The organism is Nocardia vulneris, assembly GCF_001613425.1.
In the GTDB taxonomy this organism is placed as follows: domain Bacteria; phylum Actinomycetota; class Actinomycetes; order Mycobacteriales; family Mycobacteriaceae; genus Nocardia; species Nocardia vulneris.
Map to the genome: position 1 here is coordinate 75,094 of NZ_BDCI01000039.1, position 18,038 is coordinate 93,131.

Annotated in this window: 16 protein-coding genes; 5 read left to right on the top strand and 11 right to left on the bottom strand. The window is 67.1% G+C overall.

All coding sequences use genetic code 11. From position 1 onward, the window contains the following. Window positions 1–6 precede the first annotated feature (6 nt). The 6 genes from NVU01S_RS33770 to NVU01S_RS33795 all read right to left on the bottom strand — a co-directional run bounded on the left by NVU01S_RS33770 (window position 7) and on the right by NVU01S_RS33795 (window position 9,391). Window positions 7–1,563, bottom strand: a complete 1,557-nt coding sequence (locus NVU01S_RS33770; RefSeq protein ID WP_043675089.1) for a GMC family oxidoreductase — start codon at window positions 1,561–1,563, stop codon at window positions 7–9. Then, a complete protein-coding gene (locus tag NVU01S_RS33775; RefSeq protein WP_043675086.1) occupies window positions 1,556–3,085 on the bottom strand; it encodes an APC family permease in 1,530 nt (509 codons plus the stop codon). The genes NVU01S_RS33770 and NVU01S_RS33775 overlap by 8 nt, the downstream gene beginning before the upstream one ends. A 62-nt stretch (window positions 3,086–3,147) precedes the next feature. Then, window positions 3,148–4,629, bottom strand: coding sequence for an aldehyde dehydrogenase family protein (locus NVU01S_RS33780; RefSeq protein WP_043675083.1), 1,482 nt, complete (start codon window positions 4,627–4,629; stop codon window positions 3,148–3,150). A 6-nt stretch (window positions 4,630–4,635) separates the two neighbouring features. After that, the gene (locus NVU01S_RS33785; protein ID WP_156161719.1) at window positions 4,636–5,787 is read right to left on the bottom strand and encodes an aromatic ring-hydroxylating oxygenase subunit alpha; all 1,152 of its coding nucleotides are present in this window, start codon (window positions 5,785–5,787) and stop codon (window positions 4,636–4,638) included. After that, entirely contained in the window at window positions 5,784–6,932 is a 1,149-nt protein-coding gene (solA, locus tag NVU01S_RS33790) for an N-methyl-L-tryptophan oxidase (protein ID WP_043675186.1), read from the bottom strand. The genes NVU01S_RS33785 and solA overlap by 4 nt, the downstream gene beginning before the upstream one ends. Window positions 6,933–6,937: 5 nt before the next feature. Next, complete coding sequence (locus NVU01S_RS33795; RefSeq protein WP_043675077.1) at window positions 6,938–9,391, bottom strand: GcvT family protein; 2,454 nt, start codon at window positions 9,389–9,391, stop codon at window positions 6,938–6,940. 195 nt (window positions 9,392–9,586) lie between these two features. Here NVU01S_RS33795 and NVU01S_RS33800 point away from each other — a divergent pair, with 195 nt between their 5' ends. From NVU01S_RS33800 to NVU01S_RS33810, 3 genes are read left to right on the top strand one after another with little or no spacing between them, the layout of a single operon-like run. Next, window positions 9,587–9,934, top strand: coding sequence for a bifunctional 3-phenylpropionate/cinnamic acid dioxygenase ferredoxin subunit (locus tag NVU01S_RS33800; RefSeq protein WP_175068932.1), 348 nt, complete (start codon window positions 9,587–9,589; stop codon window positions 9,932–9,934). After that, window positions 9,931–11,094 (top strand): NAD(P)/FAD-dependent oxidoreductase, encoded by a 1,164-nt coding sequence (locus NVU01S_RS33805; protein WP_043675074.1) that lies wholly within the window; start codon window positions 9,931–9,933, stop codon window positions 11,092–11,094. The genes NVU01S_RS33800 and NVU01S_RS33805 overlap by 4 nt, the downstream gene beginning before the upstream one ends. Before the next feature lie 8 nt (window positions 11,095–11,102). Further along, a complete protein-coding gene (locus NVU01S_RS33810) occupies window positions 11,103–12,188 on the top strand; it encodes an S-(hydroxymethyl)mycothiol dehydrogenase (RefSeq protein WP_043675071.1) in 1,086 nt (361 codons plus the stop codon). A 4-nt stretch (window positions 12,189–12,192) separates the two neighbouring features. On the opposite strand, the gene NVU01S_RS33815 is transcribed toward NVU01S_RS33810, so the two are convergent. Further along, window positions 12,193–13,440, bottom strand: coding sequence for an aminotransferase class I/II-fold pyridoxal phosphate-dependent enzyme (locus NVU01S_RS33815; RefSeq protein ID WP_052280892.1), 1,248 nt, complete (start codon window positions 13,438–13,440; stop codon window positions 12,193–12,195). A 135-nt stretch (window positions 13,441–13,575) separates the two neighbouring features. On the opposite strand from NVU01S_RS33815, the gene NVU01S_RS33820 reads away from it, so the two are divergent. Continuing rightward, complete coding sequence (locus NVU01S_RS33820; protein WP_156161718.1) at window positions 13,576–14,046, top strand: nuclear transport factor 2 family protein; 471 nt, start codon at window positions 13,576–13,578, stop codon at window positions 14,044–14,046. A gap of 7 nt (window positions 14,047–14,053) precedes the next feature. On the opposite strand, the gene NVU01S_RS33825 is transcribed toward NVU01S_RS33820, so the two are convergent. Together NVU01S_RS33825 and NVU01S_RS33830 are read right to left on the bottom strand one after the other, a co-directional pair. Next, complete coding sequence (locus tag NVU01S_RS33825; RefSeq protein ID WP_156161717.1) at window positions 14,054–14,620, bottom strand: hypothetical protein; 567 nt, start codon at window positions 14,618–14,620, stop codon at window positions 14,054–14,056. Window positions 14,621–14,954: 334 nt separating this feature from the next. Continuing rightward, window positions 14,955–15,236, bottom strand: coding sequence for a hypothetical protein (locus NVU01S_RS33830; RefSeq protein WP_156161716.1), 282 nt, complete (start codon window positions 15,234–15,236; stop codon window positions 14,955–14,957). A gap of 107 nt (window positions 15,237–15,343) precedes the next feature. On the opposite strand from NVU01S_RS33830, the gene NVU01S_RS33835 reads away from it, so the two are divergent. Next, a complete protein-coding gene (locus NVU01S_RS33835) occupies window positions 15,344–15,970 on the top strand; it encodes a peptide deformylase (protein WP_043675063.1) in 627 nt (208 codons plus the stop codon). Window positions 15,971–16,300: 330 nt separating this feature from the next. Here NVU01S_RS33835 and NVU01S_RS33840 read toward each other — a convergent pair whose 3' ends face one another. After that, window positions 16,301–17,491, bottom strand: a complete 1,191-nt coding sequence (locus tag NVU01S_RS33840) for a JmjC domain-containing protein (RefSeq protein WP_052280890.1) — start codon at window positions 17,489–17,491, stop codon at window positions 16,301–16,303. After that, on the bottom strand, window positions 17,488–17,961 hold the full coding sequence (locus NVU01S_RS33845) for a hypothetical protein (RefSeq protein WP_043675060.1): 474 nt from the start codon (window positions 17,959–17,961) through the stop codon (window positions 17,488–17,490). Before NVU01S_RS33845 ends, NVU01S_RS33840 begins: the two co-directional genes overlap by 4 nt. Window positions 17,962–18,038: the final 77 nt, after the last annotated feature.

The following is an 18,038-nucleotide window of genomic DNA, read 5'->3' on the forward strand; positions in this document are numbered from 1 at the left end:
TCCGGCTCACGTCGCCCTGATGAGATCCGCGCACTTCTCGGCCATGGCCATGACAGTAATGTTCGGGTTCACCGCGGGCAATTTCGGCATCGCCGACGCGTCCACCACCCGTAATCGCGACACCCCCTTCACCCGTAGCTCCGGATCGAGCACCGCCATCGGGTCCTCCGGCGCGCCCATCCTGGCGGTTGCGGCCGGGTGATAGACCGTGTTGTGCGTGGCGTGGATATAGCTCAGCAGTTCGTCGTCGGTGCCGGCCTCGGGCCCCGGTGCCAGCTCCCGGGCGATCCACGGCCGCAGCGGCGACTGCTCGGCGATCTTGCGCGCCAACCGGATTCCGGCGAGCATGACCCGTTCGTCGTGGCCGTCGGGGTCGGTGAAGTAGCGCGGATCGACCTTCGGGCGGTCCCGGAAGTCCCTGCTGCGCAATCGCACCGTGCCGCGCGAGCGGCCCTGGGTGACGTTGGGCGTCAGGCAGAAGCCGTTGTCGGTGGTCGGATAACCATGGCGCAGCGTGTTCATATCGAACGGCACGCTGCCGTAATGCATCATCACGTCCGGCAGGCGCAGGGTGTCGTCGGTGGTGGCGAAAAGACCGATCTCCCACCACTGGGTGGACGTGTCGACCATCGGCCGCGCCGCCTCCCAGAACACCAGTCCCTCGACATGGTCGTCGAGATTGGCGCCCACACCCGGTGCGTCGACCCGCACCGGAATGCCGATCTCGCGCAGCTGCTCGGCGGGACCGATACCGGAGAGCAGCAACAGTTTCGGGGTATCGATGGCGCCGGCGGTGACGACGACCTCGCGCCGGGCCGAAACACTGTCGTAGCCGGTGCGATCGGGCCGCTGATACCGCACACCGGTCGCGTTGCGCGCGTCGTCGAACAGGATCTCGCTGACCCAGCAATCGGTGCGCACCACCAGATTCGGGCGCGAATCCAGCACGGGATGCAAGTACGCGTGCGATGTCGACATGCGCGTGCCGTCTTCCGCCGCGTTGATCTGGAACCATCCAGCGCCGTTGCGCACGGTGGCGCCCCGGTTGAACTGCACGGTCGGCAAGCCCACCGCCGCAGCCGCTTCCAGCACCGCCAGCCCGCAGGGGTCCACGGGCGGCACATCGCGCAGCCGGACCGGGCCGCTGCGGCCGTGCTGCGGACCGGGAGCGTCGTTGTTCTCCAATCGCGTCACGTAGGGCAGCACCTCGGCCGCACTCCAGCCCTTCGCGCCGAGCGCTGCCCACTCGTCCAAACCCTCCGCGGGCGGCCAGAACGCGATACAGGAGTTGTGCGAGGAACATCCGCCGAGCACCTTCGCGCGAGCATGCCGCAGAAAACTGTTCCCGCGTTCTTGCGGCTCGACCAGATAGTCCCAGTCGTAACCGGAATCCAGCAGGTGCATCCACCGGTCGAGTTCGAGGATGGCCCGGTCACCGACGTCGGACGGGCCCGCCTCCAGCAGGCACACCGACACGTCGGGGTCCGCGCTGAGCCGGGCGGCGAGCACGCAGCCCGCGGTACCGCCGCCCGCGATCACATAGTCGAACACCGAGTCAGACATCGTGGCGCACCTCCGCGGCGTGTGCAGCGAGCGTTCCGATTCGTTTGCGGCCCTTGATCCCGTACCAGGCGAGCCCGGCCGCGAGGATCGCGCCGATATAGACGAACGCACCCCAGGTGTTGTACCAAGGTGTGCCGTAAACCGATTGGCGCGGCCAGGCCAGATTCAGCGCCATGCCGACACCCCAGACCACGGCGACGATATTGACCACCATGCCCCAGCGTCCCATCGTGAAATAGCCCCCCGCGGCAAGCTCTTTCGGCGGCCACTGCCCGCGCAACCGCCGGCTCAGCATCGGTCCGGTCACCATCAGGTAGGCCAGATAGATCATGATGATCGCGATCGAGGTCAGCACCGTGAAGATCTTCGGCTGGCCGATGTTGACCACCAGGATCAACGCGGCGAGCACACCGATCAGGACGGCGGGGATCACCGGCGTCTGCGTCTTCGGATGCACCCGGGCCAGCTTCTCGCCGAACGGCAACGCGTTGTCCCGGGCCATCGCGAAGGTCAGCCGGATGGCGGCGGTGTGCACGGCCAGCGAGCACACCGTCACCGCGATCACGATGCAGCACAGGAAGATCGTGCCCAGCGGGCCCCACATCACCTGTTCCACAATGTATTGCAGGCCACCGCTGGAGCTGCCGATCTGCGGATCGGCCAGATCGGGCGCCGCCATCACCGCGAAGGCCAGGATCGCCCCGCCGATCACGAACGAGGCCAGCACCGCCCGCAGGATCGCCTTCGGTGCCGTGCGCCGCGGCTCCACGGTCTCCTCCCCCAGCGAACTCGCGGTGTCGAAGCCGTACATCACGTACCCGGAGGCGAGCGAGGCCACGAGGAACGCGCCGAGGTAACCACCGGCCTCACCCGCGCCGTAGCCGTGCGTGGAGAAGAACACCTGCGGACCACGAGTCGCGTTGGCCGCCAAGATGATCGCGATCAGCACCGCCGCGATCAGTTCGATGAACACGCCCGCGCTGTTGATCATCGCCATCAGCCGCACGCCGAGCGCGTTCACCGTGGTGGTGAACACGATCATGATGGTGCCGAGCAACACCGCGTTGGTGGCGTAGTCGTATTCACCGGTGCCGTCGCCGATGATCTGGAAACCGCTCCACAGTCGCGGCAGATTCAACTGCAGTGCCAGAACCACCGCGGCCAGCGTCACGATCGAGGCGGTCAGCATCAACCAGCCCGAGGACCAGCCGACGATTCTGCTGCCGAGTTGCTTGGACCAGTTGTAGACCGAGCCGGCGACCGGGTAGCGCGCGGCGAGTTCCATGAAGCACAGCGCGACCGCCAGCTGCCCGACGAAAACGATGGGCCACGACCACAGATACGCCGGACCGGCACTACCGAATCCGAAATAGAACAGCTGGAAGGTGCCGGTGAGTATCGAGATATAACTGACGCCGGCCGCGAAGCTGGCGAATTTCCCGATACTTCGATCGAGTGATTCCTTGTATCCGAAATCTTCCATTCCGCTGTCATCGGACACACTGCGTTCCGTGGCTACCATTGTCTACCGTGCCTTCCGCGGTTGGCCGTACGGGCTGTCCGGCCGAGATCTACAACTTGTGCTCAGACGCCCTTGAACCACTCCGCCGGCTTCGGTGCCGTGTTGTGCCAGATGTGCTTTGTTTCCTGGTATTCGGCCAGGCCGGTCGGGCCGAGCTCGCGCCCGTTTCCGGATTTCTTGAAGCCGCCCCATTCGGCGGCGGCGGTGTAATAACCGAAGTCGTTGAGCCACACCGTACCGTGGCGCAGCGCGCGCACCACCCGCTCGCCGCGAGCCGGGTCCGACGTGCGCACGCCGGCCGCCAGGCCGTACTCGGTGTCGTTGCCGAGCCGGATCGCCTCGGCTTCGGTGCGGAACCGTTCCACCGTCAGGATCGGGCCGAAGGTCTCCTCCTGCACGATGCGCATCGACCGGTCGCAGCGGTCGAAGATCGTCGGCAGGTAGAAGCTGCCCGCCTGCAATGCCGGATCACTCGGCCGCGCCCCGCCGGTCACCAGCTTGGCGCCCTCCGAGATACCCAGCGCGACATAGGCTTCCACCTTTTCGCGGTGCTGCTCGGAGACCAGCGGACCGGTTTCGCTGGCCGGGTCCAAGCCGGGGCCGACCCGGATGCGCTCGGCCCGGCTCGCCAGCTCGGCGACGAAATCGTCGGCGATCGTCTCCGCCACGATCAACCGGGTGCCCGCCGAACAGACCTGCCCGGAATGCAGGAACACACCGGTCAGCACCTGGTCGACCGAACTCGCCCAGTCGGCGTCGGCGAACACCAGGTGCGGATTCTTGCCGCCGAGCTCCACCGCCACCTTGGTGACGTGTTCGGCGGCGACCTTGCTGATCGTGCGGCCGGTCGCGAGACCGCCGGTGAACGAGATGAAGTCGACGTCGGGAGTGCCGGTCAGCGCCGCCCCGAGCACCGCGCCGCTGCCCTGGACCAGGTTCAGCACCCCCGCGGGCACCCCCGCCTCCTCGGCGAGCCGCGCGAATTCGATCGTGCTCAGCGGGGTGACCTCGCTCGGCTTGAGCACCATGGTGCAGCCCGCGGCCAGCGCGGGCGCGACCTTCCACGACATCTGGAGCAGCGGATAGTTCCACGGCGCGATCAGCACGCAGACGCCGATCGGCTCGCGCACCACCCGGCTGAGCACCGCCGGATCGCCCACGTCGATCAGCCGGTCGGCCTGTACCGCGATCGCGCTCGCGTAGTAGCGGAACACCGAGATCACATCGTCGATGTCGATCTCACTCTCCACCAGCGTCTTTCCGGTGTCCGCGGTCTCCAGCCGGGCCAACCGGTCCTTGTCGCGGGCCAGGAGATCGGCGATCCGCAGCAGCAGGGCCGCCCGCTCGGCGACCGGCGTCGCGGGCCAGTCGCCCGCGTCGAAGGCCGCGCGGGCGGCGGCGACGGCCGCCTGCGCGTCGCGCGGGGTGGCCTCGTCCACCGTCGCGACCACCGAGCCGTCGGCCGGATCGATGATCTGCCGCACGCCGCCGTCCTCGGCATGCGTCCATCGACCATCGATCAGCAGATCCGGATCACCGTTCATCTCATGTCACCTCACGTCACCGATACGACAGGACAACCACTCGTGGAACTCCGCGATGTGATGCTCGGCGGGCACGAGCACCCCGCCCTTACGGTAGGCGCGCGAGGACATGGTGGGTTGCGTTCGCTCGCATGCCGCGAAATCCTGCTCGTTCACTCGATGGAACAATTCGACGGAGCGGGACACATCTCGTCCCGCGGCGACCACATCCTTGGTGTACAACCAATCGCATTCGACGATAGTGCGGTCCGCGGACATCGGGAACATCCGGTGGAAAATAATGTGGTCCGGGACCAGATTGACGAAGACCGTCGGCCGGATCGTGATGGCGTAGTAGCGGCGGTCCTGTTCGGGAGTAACCCCCGGCAGCCGGTCGAAACCCGGTGAACCGTCGACGGTGAATCCGGCGATATCGGCGCCGAATTCCGCGCCGTGGCCGACGAACACCTGTGCGGCCAAACCCTGCGCGAATTCGGGCAGCACCTCGGTGAGTTCGGGATGGATGGTCGCGCAGTGGTAGCACTCCATGAAGTTCTCCACGATGAGCTTCCAGTTCGCCGCCACGTCGTAGACCACCCGGCGGCCCACCGCCAGTGTCTCGATCTCGTAGGCGTCGATCGCGCCCGGATCGCCGAGCCGTTCGGTGACCGCACCCACCACGTCGCGCTCGAACACCGGCGGGTCGTCGGCGAGGCAGACCCACGCGTAGCCGAGCCATTCGCGCAGCGCGACCGGGATCAGGCCGTAGGCGACCCGGTCGATATCGGCGCCCGTCGCGTCCTTCAGCGCCGCCATGTTCGGCGCGGCGACCAGCTTCCCGTCCAGGCCGTAGGTCCACGCGTGATACGGGCACTGCAGGTTGCGGCGCACCTGGCCCTGGTCCTCGGTGCACAGCATCGCGCCGCGGTGCCGGCAGATGTTCAGGAAGGCGCGCAGAGCGCCGTCGCGGCCGCGCACGACCAGCACGCTCTCCCGGCCGACCTGCACCCGTTTGAACTGCCCGGCCTGCGCGAGATCCGCGGATCTGATGGCGCAGAACCACATTCGCTCGAACAGCTGCTCCTGCTCGGCCGCGAAGACACCGTCGTCGACGTACCACTTGCCACCGAGCGTCGGGATGAGCGCCGGGGTGGTCACCGGCGGCGGATCGGTCATCATGTGGTCACCAGCCTTTGCGGGTCGAACAGCGCGATGGGGTGCCTGGTCGAGCCATCGATGACCAGATCGGCCAGCACCTCCCCCACCACGGGGACGAATTTGAAGCCGTGCCCGGAGAAGCCGCAGGCGATAGTGACCCGGGTACCGCCGGGATGCCGGGCGATGACGAAATGCTCGTCGGGGGTATTGGAGTACATGCAGGTCGCGGAGTGCACGCACGGCCCGGCCAGCGCAGGCAGCAACGCGGAGACCCGGGTCCGCATCTCCTCGATCTCGTGCGGGTGCACCACCCGGTCGATGGTGTCCGGGGTGCAGACGATGCCCTTGCGGAAGAACGCCATCTTGACCCCGCCTGCCGGGCCGTCGATGGCGGGGAAACCGTAGATCTGCATGCCGGAGGCGTCCTCGGCGATGTAGATCGGTTCGCCCTCGAACGCCGCGGTCCCGCCGATCGGATCGAGCCAGTACAGCACTTGACGTTCGATGGTGATCGGAATGCCGAAGTCCGCCAGCAACTGTGGCGCCCAGGCGCCGGGACAGACGACGAGTTGCTCGGCGTGATACGTGGCACGCGCCGTGGTCACCGTGACGCCGGACGCGGTTTCAGCCCAGCCCAGCACCTCTTCGCCGAACGACAGTGTGGCCCCGGCCCGCAACGCCAGATCGATGTGCGCCTGCACCGTCACCTCGGGCCGGGCGAACCCGCCGTTGGCCTCGTACACCGCGATGTCGTCGTCCGCGGGCGTGAAGTTCGGGAACCGCCGGCGGATCTGCGCCGCGTCCCAGACCTCGTGCGGCAGTGACCATTCGCGGCTGGCCCGCAGGCTCCCCGCGACCGTGAGACTGTCCGGCGGGCCGAGGTACAGACCGCCGGTGAGCCGGAACACCTCCCGGTCGGCGTCGGCCGCCAGCTTCGCCCAGAGTTCGTAGGAGCGCAGCAGCAGCGGCACATAGGCCGGGTCCTCGAAGTAGGACTGCCGGATGATGCGCGAACCGCCGTGGCTGGAACCGCGGTCGTGGGCGGGGCCGAACTTCTCCAGTCCGAGCACCTGTTGCCCGCGCGCCGCCAGGTGATACGCGGCGGCACTGCCCATGCCGCCGACACCGATCACGATGACGTCGTAGCCCGTTGTCGCCGTGGTCATCACGCTCACCTCCTGATCCGGGACATCTCCGGGTCCACCACCGGTTCGGCGTGCACCGTCGCGGCCCAGCGGGTACCGAGGTAGTCGGCTTCGACCGGGTCCCCGACGTGCACGCTCGCGGGCAGCCACGCGTAGGCGATGGTGCGTTCGACGGTCGCCGAATAGCCCGCGCTGGTCACGTATCCCGCGCACTCGCCGTCGACGTACACCGGTTCCTTGCCGAGCACCACCGCGGCCGGGCTGTCGAAGACGATGCTGCGCAACACCATCGCCGGAGCGGGCGCGTGTTCCAGGGCGTCCCTGCCGACGAAGTCGCCCTTGGTCATCCGCACCGCGAAGTCGAGACCGGCCGCGGCGGGCCGGTGCTCCGCCGTCATGTCGGTGCCCCAACTGCGGTAGCCCTTTTCGATCCGCAGGCTGTTGAACGCGATCCGCCCGGCCGCGATCGCCTCGTGCGCGGTACCCGCCTCCCACAGCAGATCCCAGAGTGCGCTGCCGTATTCGGCGGAGGCATAGATTTCCCAGCCGAGTTCACCGACGTAGGACACCCGCATCATGGTGACCGGAATCGCGCCGAGATACGTCTGGAGGGCCCGGAAGTACTTGAACGATTCGTGCGCCAAGTCGCCGGAGCACAGGGGCTGCACCAGATCTCGGGCGCGCGGTCCCCACACGCCGATGCAGCAGGTGCCACCGGTGATGTCGCGCAGCTGGATCGCGCCGTCGGCGGGCAGGTGGCGGGTGAACCAGTCGAAGTCCATGGGGCCGTTGGCCCCCACTTGGAACCGCTGCGGGCCCAGCCGGGCCACCGTGAGATCGCTTCGGATACCACCGGTTTCGTCGAGCAGCAGCGTATAGGTGACCGAGCCGACGGACTTGTCCAGATTGTTCGTGGTGAGCCGCTGGAGCAGCTCGAGCGCACCGGGGCCGGCCACCTCGTACCGGGTCAGCGGCGTCATGTCGAACAGCGCGACGTGTTCTCTGGTCCAGCGGGCCTCGGCGATCGAGATCGGCGACCAGAACCGGCTCGACCATACGTCGCGCTCCGGGAACGGCACACCTTCGTCGCGAAGCCGTTGCGCCAGTCCGGCATTGGCCTCATACCAGGCCGGGCGCTCCCAGCTGCCGCCCTCGAAGAAGAACGCGCCCAGCTCCTGCTGGCGGGCGTAGAACGGGCTGGTGCGCAGGCCGCGCAACTTCGTCCGGAACTGGTGCGGATGGATGATGTCGTAGACCTCGACGAAAGCCTGTGCGCTCGTCTCCAGAATGAACTGATCGCTGCGCGCGACGTCCTCGAAACGGTAGAGGTCGCATTCGTGCACGTCGATACTCGGCGCACCCTCGATGATCCATTCCGCCGCCGCCTTCGCCACGCCCGCCGAATGGGTCACCCAGACCGCCTCGGCGACCCAGAATCCGGCGAGGTCGCGGTGCTCGCCCATGATCGAGAAGCCGTCCGGGGTGAACGAGAAGATGCCGTTGAACCCTTCCTCGGGTTTCGAATCTCCCAGTGCCGGCAGCAGTTCCATCGACGCACGCCACGCAGGCGCGAAATCCGGGTCGGTGAACGGCAGCATCGAAGGCATCGCCTCGCTCGCGGTCGCCGCGGCCAGGGTGGACATATCCACCGGCATCGGCGCGTGACCGTAGTAGCCGATGCCCATCCGGTCACCGTGCTCGCGATAGTAGAGGTCCTGATCCTGATGTCGCAGGATCGGCAAGGCGGCCGTACCCGGTGCGCCCACGCGCTCGGCCAGGGTCGCCAGGCTCCCGGTCTTGGCGTACTGGTGCGCCATCGGCACCAGCGGTACGACCAGACCCACCTGCTTCGCCAGCTCCGCACCCCAGAACCCCGCGGCGCACACGACGATATCGGCGGGAATGGTTCCCTCGGCGGTGACGACGCCGACCACCCGGCCGTCGCGCTCGGCGATGCCGAGCACCTCCTGGTTGGGCAGGAAGCGCGCACCGCGTGCCGTCGCAGCTCTCGCCTGGGCTTCCACCGCGCGCACTGCGTTCGCCAAACCGTCTGTCGGAGTGTGGAACCCACCGAAGATGCGGTCGCCGTCGAGCAGCGGGTAGAGCCGCACACATTCCTCGGCGCTCAGCAAACGCCCTGCGATTCCCCACGATTGAGCCCAGCCCGCCTTGCGGTGCAGGTCTTGCCAGCGCTCCGGCGTGGTCGCGACCTCGAGACCGCCGACCGGATCGAACGCCGGGCCGGCCGGGTGATCGAGTCCGCGGAATTTCTCGGTGGTGTAGCGGGCGAACTCGGTCATCGTTTTCGACGGGTTGGTCTGGAACACCAAACCCGGTGCGTGCGAAGTGGATCCGCCGGTGACGAACAGTGGTCCGCGATCGAGCACGGTGATATCGGCCCAACCTCGTGCGGTCATTTCATCGGCCAGCGATGCCCCGACGATCCCGGCTCCGATGACGACAACTTTCCGGTGAGCCAAAGGGTGCCTCCGTTGTTGCTAGTAGCGCAACGAATTCGTATTACGCAACAAATAGTCCGCCTCGCACCGCGTGCTGTCAACCGCTGGAAACCGGCCGTTCACCGGGCGATTCCGGGGTTGACGCCTCCGCGACACCGATGCACACTGTTGCGTATCGCGATTTCTGTTGCGCTCTAAGCAACTCATGGAGGGTTTATGGAATCCCTTGCCAACCACACCGCGACCTCCGGGACCGAGCTGTTCGTCGCACACCTGACCGACCTGCCGGTCGGTGAGGCCGCCACCGTGCACCCCGACGGCGGCTCACCGATCGCGGTATTCCACACCGAGAGTGGACTTTTCGCGATCGACGACACCTGCACCCACCAGGATGCGTCACTGGCCGACGGCTGGGTGGAGAATTGCACGGTCGAATGCCCTTTGCACGAGTCGTGTTTCGACCTGCGCACCGGACAGGTCTCGGGGCCGCCCGCCAAGATCGGTGTGCGCACCTACCCTGTGCGGGTGCTCGACGGCGCCGTCGTGGTCGCGGTCCGGCCATGAGCGTCGTCGTCATCGGCGCGTCACTGGCCGGGTTCTCGCTGGTTCGCGAGTTGCGCGAGCGCGGCTACGGCGAATCGATCACCGTCGTCGGCGACGAAGTGCACGCACCGTACGACCGCCCGCCGCTGTCCAAGGAATTCCTGCGCGACGACGTCGATCTCACCCTCGGCGCAGTCGGCGACGATCCGGGGACCCGCTGGATCCTGGGCCACCGAGCGGTCGAAATCATCCGGACCGCAACCGGTCCCGCCGTCACGCTGGACGACGGGACAGTGCACACCGGGCGTTCGCTCGTGCTCGCGACCGGTGCCCGCGCCCGTCCGCTGCCCGGCACACCGGCGCTCGACGGGATCCACACGCTGCGCACCGTCGACGACGCGCGCGCGATCCGGACTTCGCTGCGCACCGCCCGCGCCGTCGTCATCGTCGGAGCCGGGCTCATCGGCTCCGAAATTGCCTCGACCGCAGCGTCTTTCGGCGTGCAGGTGACCGTGATAGAACTCGCGGCCGCACCCCTGGCCGGTGTATTCGGTCCACTGCTCGGCGCGCTGTGCGCCGACCTGCACGCGGCCAACGGGGTGCACCTGCGCACCGGCGTCGCCGTCGCAGAATTCCGTGGCGAAAGCCGGGTCGAGGCCGTGCGGCTCACCGACGGCACCGTGTTGCCCGCCGATACCGTGATCGTCGGCATCGGCGCGACACCCAATACCGAGTGGGCGCAGCATTCCGGGCTGCGGATCGACAACGGATTCCTGACCGATTCGCGGTGCCGCACTTCGATTCCCGGCGTCTACGCCATCGGCGACTGTGCTCGCACCTACCACGACGCGCTGGGTGGGCACCACCGCAGCGAGCACTGGTCCAACGCCACCGCCCAAGCGCGGATCGCGGCCGCGGCCGTGCTCGGTGTGCCCGCCGACCGTGCGCCGACCGCCTATTTCTGGTCGAAGCAGTACGGCCACATGATCCAGTTCGCGGGCGAGCACCGCGCGGGCGACACGCTCCGGTTCCTCGACGGCGACCCGTCGACGCCCTCGTGCACCGCGCTCTACGAACGCGACGGCGAACCGGTCGCCGTGTTCGCGATCGACAACGCCCGCCTGTTCACCCGCTACCGCAAACAGATCGAGCGCCGGCCCGCGGCCGTCGCCAGCCCGTAGGAGGATTCGTGTCCGAAACCGTTCGCGGCGTCATCGCGCGCCGCAAGGGAACCCCGGTAGAACTCGTGGACGTGGTGATCCCCGACCCGGGCGCCCACGATGTCGTGGTGCGTGTGCAGGCGTGCGGGGTGTGCCACACCGATCTGCACTACCGTGAAGGCGGCATCAACGACGAGTTCCCGTTCCTGCTCGGACACGAGGCCGCGGGCATCGTGGAAATCGTCGGCGACGCGGTGACCCATGTGGCGACAGGCGATTTCGTCGTATTGAACTGGCGGGCCGTCTGTGGCGAGTGCCGGGCCTGTCGCCGCGGGCGTCCGTGGTACTGCTTCGCCAGCAGCAACGCCAGCCGGAAGATGACCCTCACCGACGGCACCGAACTCTCCCCCGCCCTCGGCATCGGCGCGTTCGCCGACAAGACCCTCGTGCACGAACGGCAGTGCACCAGAGTAGATCCCACCACCGATCCGGCCATCGCCGGACTACTCGGGTGCGGCGTGATGGCGGGCATCGGCGCGGCGATGAACACCGGCGCGGTCTCGCGTGGGGACAGCGTGGCGGTGATCGGGTGCGGCGGTGTCGGCGACGCGGCGATCGCGGGCGCGCACCTGGCCGGCGCCAAGTCCGTCATCGCGATCGACCGTGATCCCCGAAAGCTGGCCTGGGCGACGGAATTCGGCGCCACCCACCGCATCGATGCCAGTACCGAGGACGTAGTCGAGCGGATCCGGGAACTCACCGACGGCTTCGGCGCCGATGTCGTGATCGATGCGGTCGGCCGCCCCGAAACCTGGCAGCAGGCGTTCTACGGACGCGACCTCGCGGGCACCGTGGTGCTGGTGGGCGTCCCGACCCCGGACATGACCCTCGACCTCCCGCTGATCGACCTCTTCTCCCGCGGCGGGGCGCTGAAATCCTCGTGGTACGGCGATTGCCTGCCCGAACGCGACTTTCCGATGCTCGTCGACCTGTACCGACAGGGTCGGCTACCACTGGACCGCTTCGTCACCGAACGCATCTCCCTCGACGAGGTCGAGAAGTCCTTCGACGCCATGCACCGCGGTGACGTGCTCCGCTCCGTGGTCGTCTGGTAGACCGCTATCCCGTTGTGCAGAACCGAGTTCCGGTATCGCGCTCCCTCGTACGGCACTCGACCGGCACGTACCGGTCGAGTGCCGCCACCAGTTCCCGGATGTCCGCAAGCCCCTGATGCAGCGTGAGCGTCATGCGAATACCGGCGGCACGCAGCGGCACCGCCGGGAAGGTGGCCAGGTTGGTGTACACGCCCGCGTCGAGAAGCTGCGCGGCAACCTGTTGCGCGAGCGCGGGTGCGCCGAGGGTGAGATGTCGGATCGGGCTCGCGGTCGCCTCGGCCAAGGGCAGGCCGTGTTCACGCATCAGCCTGGTACAGAACTCGATTCGCGCACGCAGTGCGGCTTGCCGTTCGGCGAGTTCAGGACTCAGGTGGATCCGGGCCGCGGCCACCGCGACGCCGAGCATCGGCGGCTGCACGGGTCCGGAGAACATCAGCGGGCCACCCGAAATCCGGACCTGATGCTTCAGCTCGGAGGACGGAAGCACGAGCGCCGCGCCCGCCGCCGCGAAAGACTTGTTCAATGATGCCGCCACGACGACCCGGTCGTGCCCGGCCAGCAGATCCGAGGTCGGACCGTGACCGTGGCGTCCACACCAGCCGACCCCGTGTGAGTCATCGAGGTAGAGGTGGAGTTGGTCGTAGCGCTGCAGCAGCCGCGCCATGTCGGGTAGCGGCGCGACGTCACCGCGCATGCTGTACACGCCGTCGGCCAGGTACCAGACGTGCCGATGCGTGCGGCCGAGACGCGCGACCGCGCTGTCGAGTTGTGCGAGGTCGCTGTGCCCGACGACTTCGATGGTCGTCCCCTGGACCTGCAATTGCGGCATCGCCGCGTGCACGCTGTGGTGGACCTGCGCGTCGAGGACGACCGCGTCGGCAGGACCGACCAGGACGGGTAATGCTGTTTGATGACCCAACGTCGTATTCGGCACGACCAGCACGTGGCCGCCGAACATCGCCTCGAGCAACGTCTCGAGCTCCGGATACAGCGGGGCCTCCAAGTAGGCCCTGGAGGACGAAAACTGTGTCCCGTAACGCAATACGGCCGCGCAGGCCGCTGCCCGCAGCCGGGGGTCCAGTTCCAGTCCGAGATAGCTGCACGAGCCGAAATTCAGCCGCGGCCGACCGTCCAGCCGCACTGTCCGGCCATCGAGTTCTTCATCCTCCGCACTGCGCATGATCAATCCGGCGTCCGCGGCCGCGGTCACCAGTTCCTCGGTCAGTCGGGCGATGTCCCCCGCACTGCGCATCGGCCTGTCCTTCGATCTCGTGGAAGCCCCCGCAACGCACCAAGTCTGCACCGCTGCCCGCGTATTGCGCTCCGCTCGGTTCGCTCAGTGAACCGAGCAGGTCCAACGGTGGGCGCGGGCGGCGAGAATGCACTGATGACCACGATGACCGACCAGAACCGCAGTGACACTGCGACTGTCGACGCGATCCTGTGCACGCTCTACGACGTGATCTCCGGTCCGGCGGGTGAGCGTGACTTCGATCGGATGCGTGCGCTGTTCCTGCCGGGAGCGCGGTTGATTCCCGCGGAACCGCTCACCGAACACCATGTGGGTGGGCGAGCGCTCGACTGCGATGCCTTCATCGAACAGATCGCACCGCTCCTGCGCACCCAGCCGTTCTACGAAGTCGAGATCGCCCGCCGGACCGAACGATTCGGGCCGATCGTGCACGCGCTGAGTACCTACGAGTCTCGGCTGACACCGGACGGCGAGCCGTTCGTCCGCGGTATCAACAGCATTCAACTGCTGCACCAGGACGAACGGTGGTGGGTGGTGACCATCTTCTGGTCCAACGAGTCACCCGGCCAACCGATTCCGGAACGCTACCTGGTCAGCGCCGACTGAGCGCGGCTCAGGACTCCTCGGTGAATCGGTACCAGTGCCCTTCGAACGGCTCGTACCCGATCCCCGGGGATTGCGGTGCGCCGAGGTGCGGTGGCGCGGTTTCCGGGAAGTAGGCGAAACCGCGTTGCGAATTCGACTCTCCCCCTTGGGTGTAGAAGAGGCAGCCACCGTCGCGGCGGGTGACGAAGGTGATCGTGTAGACGCCGAGGCGGGTGCGCTGTCCGGGATTGTTGCAGTCGACCGCCTGGTCCTGCAGGATGCCGCGGGACAGCTTCCACCCTGTGTCCTCGGGGACGTTGTACCAGACGAGCGCGCCGAAGACGGCCAGCACGACCAGCGCGATGAGGCTGTAGAAGAAGGACCGGTAGCGGACCAGGCCGAACAGTCCGAAGAGCAGCGCGATCGCGCCCAGCACGCCGATCGCCAACCACAGCACGACCTTGGTGGGGAAGGTGCCTTCGGCAGCCAACTGCCAGAACAGGGCTAGGCAGCACAGCAGGATCAGGGCGGTCAAGAGCCCCATCCAGAGTGCGAACCAACCTGGCGTGCGACGCGCGGTCGTGGCGGTGCTCACGGTGATCAAGATACGGGTGCGGGCCGCCACGGACAGCGAAATCCCTCAACCCCGCAGCGATCTTGGGGCAAGCCCGCGAAAACACAAACGCCCCGGTCCACAGACCAGGGCGTTCGCGACTGCCGCGAAATCAGAGCGGCGGGAATCCGGACGAGCCGGTGGCCATCCAGTTCCAGAACATCGCCGCACGATTTGCGAGCAACGCGACAACGTCGAGAACAACGCTTCCCATAAAACTTCCTCACATCCGACAATCTCCAGTGCAGCGCCCAGGGTATCGGATCGGTGTGTCGGCGACCGGGGCGCGAAGCGCCGGGCCCCGGCCGCCGACCACTCAGATCGCCGAGGTGCCGCCGTCGACGGCCGACTCCATACCGTTGACATAGGACGAATCGTCGCGGGTATCGTGGCCGCATGAGCGAGAGCAGGGCATCAACGACACCGGCATGAACCAGCTCCGCACGTGGCCGAGGTGTCGAACCGCACTGCCTACCGCACGGCTGCTCGCCGCTTTCGACAAACCACCGTCGATACCGGCGGATGAGGTGACACTGCGGCGCCCGTTCATCGGGGCCGCCGTCGAGATCACCGACCACCCGCCCGCCGCCATGCCCACGACGACAAGGTGTCCGTAACCGCCCGCTTCGCCGAGCCCGCGCCATCGCCGCCGTCCTCATCGACCGCGCCCTCCCCGCAGAACCCATCAGGACCAGAAAGGCCGCAATGAACGTCACCGACATGGTCGTCGAACTACTGGACAAATATCGAGGCGGCGTCGCCCCCTTGACCGCGATGGGGGATCCCGTGCTGCGCCGCCCCGCCGACCCGGTGACCGGACAGCTCGACGCCACCGTGCTGAAAGAGCTGAGCGAACTCATGCTCGCGACCATGCATGCCACCCGCGGCGTCGGCCTGGCCGCGCCGCAGATCGGAATCCCGTTGCGGATAGCCGTGATCGGTGACACGGCCGAAGTCCCGGCGGAGGTCGCGACGGCGCGAAAACGAATCCCGGTGCGCGACTTCACGATCATCAACCCGGCGTACACCGCGGCAGGCGACCCGGTCGGCTTCTACGAGGGCTGCCTCAGCATGCCCGGCTACCAAGCCGTCGTGCCCCGGCCCGAAACCGTGCAGGCCGAATACGACGATCTCGACGGCGTGCGTCACGTCCAACGAATCACCGGCTGGCCCGCCCGCATCTTCCAGCACGAAACCGACCATCTCGACGGCACGATCTATATCGATAAGGCGCTCACCCGCTCGCTGGCCGGCAACGAGACCTACTTGTCGCGTTGGGCGCAGCCGACACCAGTCGAAGCTGCTGACGCGCTTGGCTTTTCACTTCCATAACACGGCACTAGTGCTCGACAACTTTCCTCGCAGGACCCAGAATTCGCCACCGCCAGACTCTGAAGGCCGCCCGCGATCAAGGATGGGGAACCGTCGATGCCACGTACCGACCTGTCCCACGAGGACTTGATGGTCTGGATGCGGGAGCTGCCACAGCCCAACTACCCGTGGCCGTTCATGATCAACCCGTCCTGCACTATCACCAACAAACCGTCCGCTACCACCCCGACTCCTATGTCGAACCCGAATACCGCAGCTCCGATTTCCGCTGGACCACACCGCCTCCGGAACCGCTCAGCGACTCCGCTGATGGGTCTTAGCTGGAAGCATCTATCGGTGGGCGGGGCGGCGGATGAGCCTGGATTGTTCGAGGGTGGCGAGGAGTTGCCGGGCGGCAATTTTCGTCACGGTCGGGGTGATCCGGAGGAGGTCCGCGACGTCGAGGGTGGCACCGGTGGGCAGCGCGGCTATCCACAGCAGAGCAGGGAGTAGGTCGCGGCTGACCCTGGTGTGCGAGGAACGGGTTTCGCGGAAGCTGTAGGCGGTGACGGTGATTCGGGCGGAGGTTTCGTCGACGGCGTCGATGCCGAAGCCGCACTGGCCCGCCCGGACGAAGGTCGTCGCCGGTTCCACCGAATGCTCATCGAGCGAAGGACGGAGCAGATCGGCCGGGTCGAGGCGGCGCAGTGCGTCACCGATACCGGCGATATCGGCAGTCAGTCGCGTTGCGGCAGTGTCGGTATCGCCGAAGTCGTACATCGCGCCACGCCAGTGTTCGTCGCGTAACAACTCACTCTTCAACGCGGCCAACAGCAGTTCGACCCGCAACGGCGTGAGCAGCGCGAGGTGTAGCGAGATCGAGTCGCTGGCAGAGCTGGTTTCGTGCCAGTAGCCGCGCGGGATGTGCAGTACCGATCCCGGCTCGAGCACGTGTTCGGTGACGCCGTCCGGTATTTCGGTGGGCGGCAGCGCGGACGCGTAGTTGCGCAACAGCGGAGAAACCGTTTCCAGCGTCGTCCAGCCGTCGAGCGGTGCGGGCGCGAACGCGTTGGGCGCGATCCGCCACGTCTTGCGGCCGGTGAGCTGGATCGTGATCACGTCGATGGCGTCGAAATGCGCCCGCGTTCCGCCACCCGCACGGCTGCAGAACAATTGACATTTGACCGCGCCGGGCGCCAGCCGGAACGCTTCGGCGGCCTCCCGGACGAACGGCGCGAACTCCGGAATCGCCCGATACAGCAGGGTCGTACCGGCCGCATAGAAACGGTTCGCGGTCGCCGCCTCGATGGGCGCGGAGCCGAGCCTGCCGTCGAGATCATGGAACCAGGCGTCCACGGTCACCCCAGGTTTGGCGAACACATCCTCGATCCCGTTGATGCCCAACGCGTTCCGTACGCGCTCGACCAGGTCCGGGCGCGGCGGCCCGGCAAACGGGCGTCGACTGAGCAGGGAACCCGCGAACTCCTCCAGCGAGTGCGGTGCGAACCATTCGGCCAGCCCGAGCGTGCGCGCTCCACTCATTGCGCACTCCATCGTTCGAGTGGATCCAGCCTGCGCTCGACCACATCGGACTCCCGATCGGCATCCCATCGATCGAGCGGCTCGAGCGTCCGACCCGTCGCCTGACCATCCCATCGATCCAGCGGATTGTTCGCCCATCGCTGCAGCGGTTCGAGTTTCACGGTGAAGCCGAACAGCCCCTCCGCACCCGAGACCGCCAACGGAGCGATCACCGCACTCGTCTCAGCGACCGGCCGGATCCGCGGGACGCCACCCCCTGCACCGACAACCGGCTCCGGCGGGTCGATCGGCCCTCGATCCACCGCATCTCCGGCGATACCGACCCCGACAGTGAACGTCAGCGCCCCGACTGCGGGTTCATCCCCCGGCTGACTGTTCGGCGAAGGGTCCTCGATGGGTTCAGCATCAACTGCCTGCTCCCCCGCTACGACGTAGTGCACCGCAGGCGGCAGATCCGGATTGTCGATCATGTGAAACTCCTTGCAGCAGAATTCAGTTGGAATCCTCGCCGCGAACCGCGAATTCGTACACCACCTGGTCCGTTGAC

What these genes read in the sequence shown, in the direction of transcription:
- NVU01S_RS33780 (WP_043675083.1), bottom strand. Translation starts at nt 4,629, where the DNA reads ATGAACGGTGATCCGGATCTGCTGATCGATGGTCGATGGACGCATGCC.
- NVU01S_RS33840 (WP_052280890.1), bottom strand. Translation starts at nt 17,491, where the DNA reads ATGAGTGGAGCGCGCACGCTCGGGCTGGCCGAATGGTTCGCACCGCAC.
- NVU01S_RS33820 (WP_156161718.1), top strand. Translation starts at nt 13,576, where the DNA reads ATGACCACGATGACCGACCAGAACCGCAGTGACACTGCGACTGTCGAC.
- NVU01S_RS33775 (WP_043675086.1), bottom strand. Translation starts at nt 3,085, where the DNA reads ATGGTAGCCACGGAACGCAGTGTGTCCGATGACAGCGGAATGGAAGAT.
- NVU01S_RS33800 (WP_175068932.1), top strand. Translation starts at nt 9,587, where the DNA reads ATGGAATCCCTTGCCAACCACACCGCGACCTCCGGGACCGAGCTGTTC.
- NVU01S_RS33835 (WP_043675063.1), top strand. Translation starts at nt 15,344, where the DNA reads ATGAACGTCACCGACATGGTCGTCGAACTACTGGACAAATATCGAGGC.
- NVU01S_RS33770 (WP_043675089.1), bottom strand. Translation starts at nt 1,563, where the DNA reads ATGTCTGACTCGGTGTTCGACTATGTGATCGCGGGCGGCGGTACCGCG.
- solA (WP_043675186.1), bottom strand. Translation starts at nt 6,932, where the DNA reads ATGACCACGGCGACAACGGGCTACGACGTCATCGTGATCGGTGTCGGC.
- NVU01S_RS33845 (WP_043675060.1), bottom strand. Translation starts at nt 17,961, where the DNA reads ATGATCGACAATCCGGATCTGCCGCCTGCGGTGCACTACGTCGTAGCG.
- NVU01S_RS33815 (WP_052280892.1), bottom strand. Translation starts at nt 13,440, where the DNA reads ATGCGCAGTGCGGGGGACATCGCCCGACTGACCGAGGAACTGGTGACC.
- NVU01S_RS33805 (WP_043675074.1), top strand. Translation starts at nt 9,931, where the DNA reads ATGAGCGTCGTCGTCATCGGCGCGTCACTGGCCGGGTTCTCGCTGGTT.
- NVU01S_RS33785 (WP_156161719.1), bottom strand. Translation starts at nt 5,787, where the DNA reads ATGATGACCGATCCGCCGCCGGTGACCACCCCGGCGCTCATCCCGACG.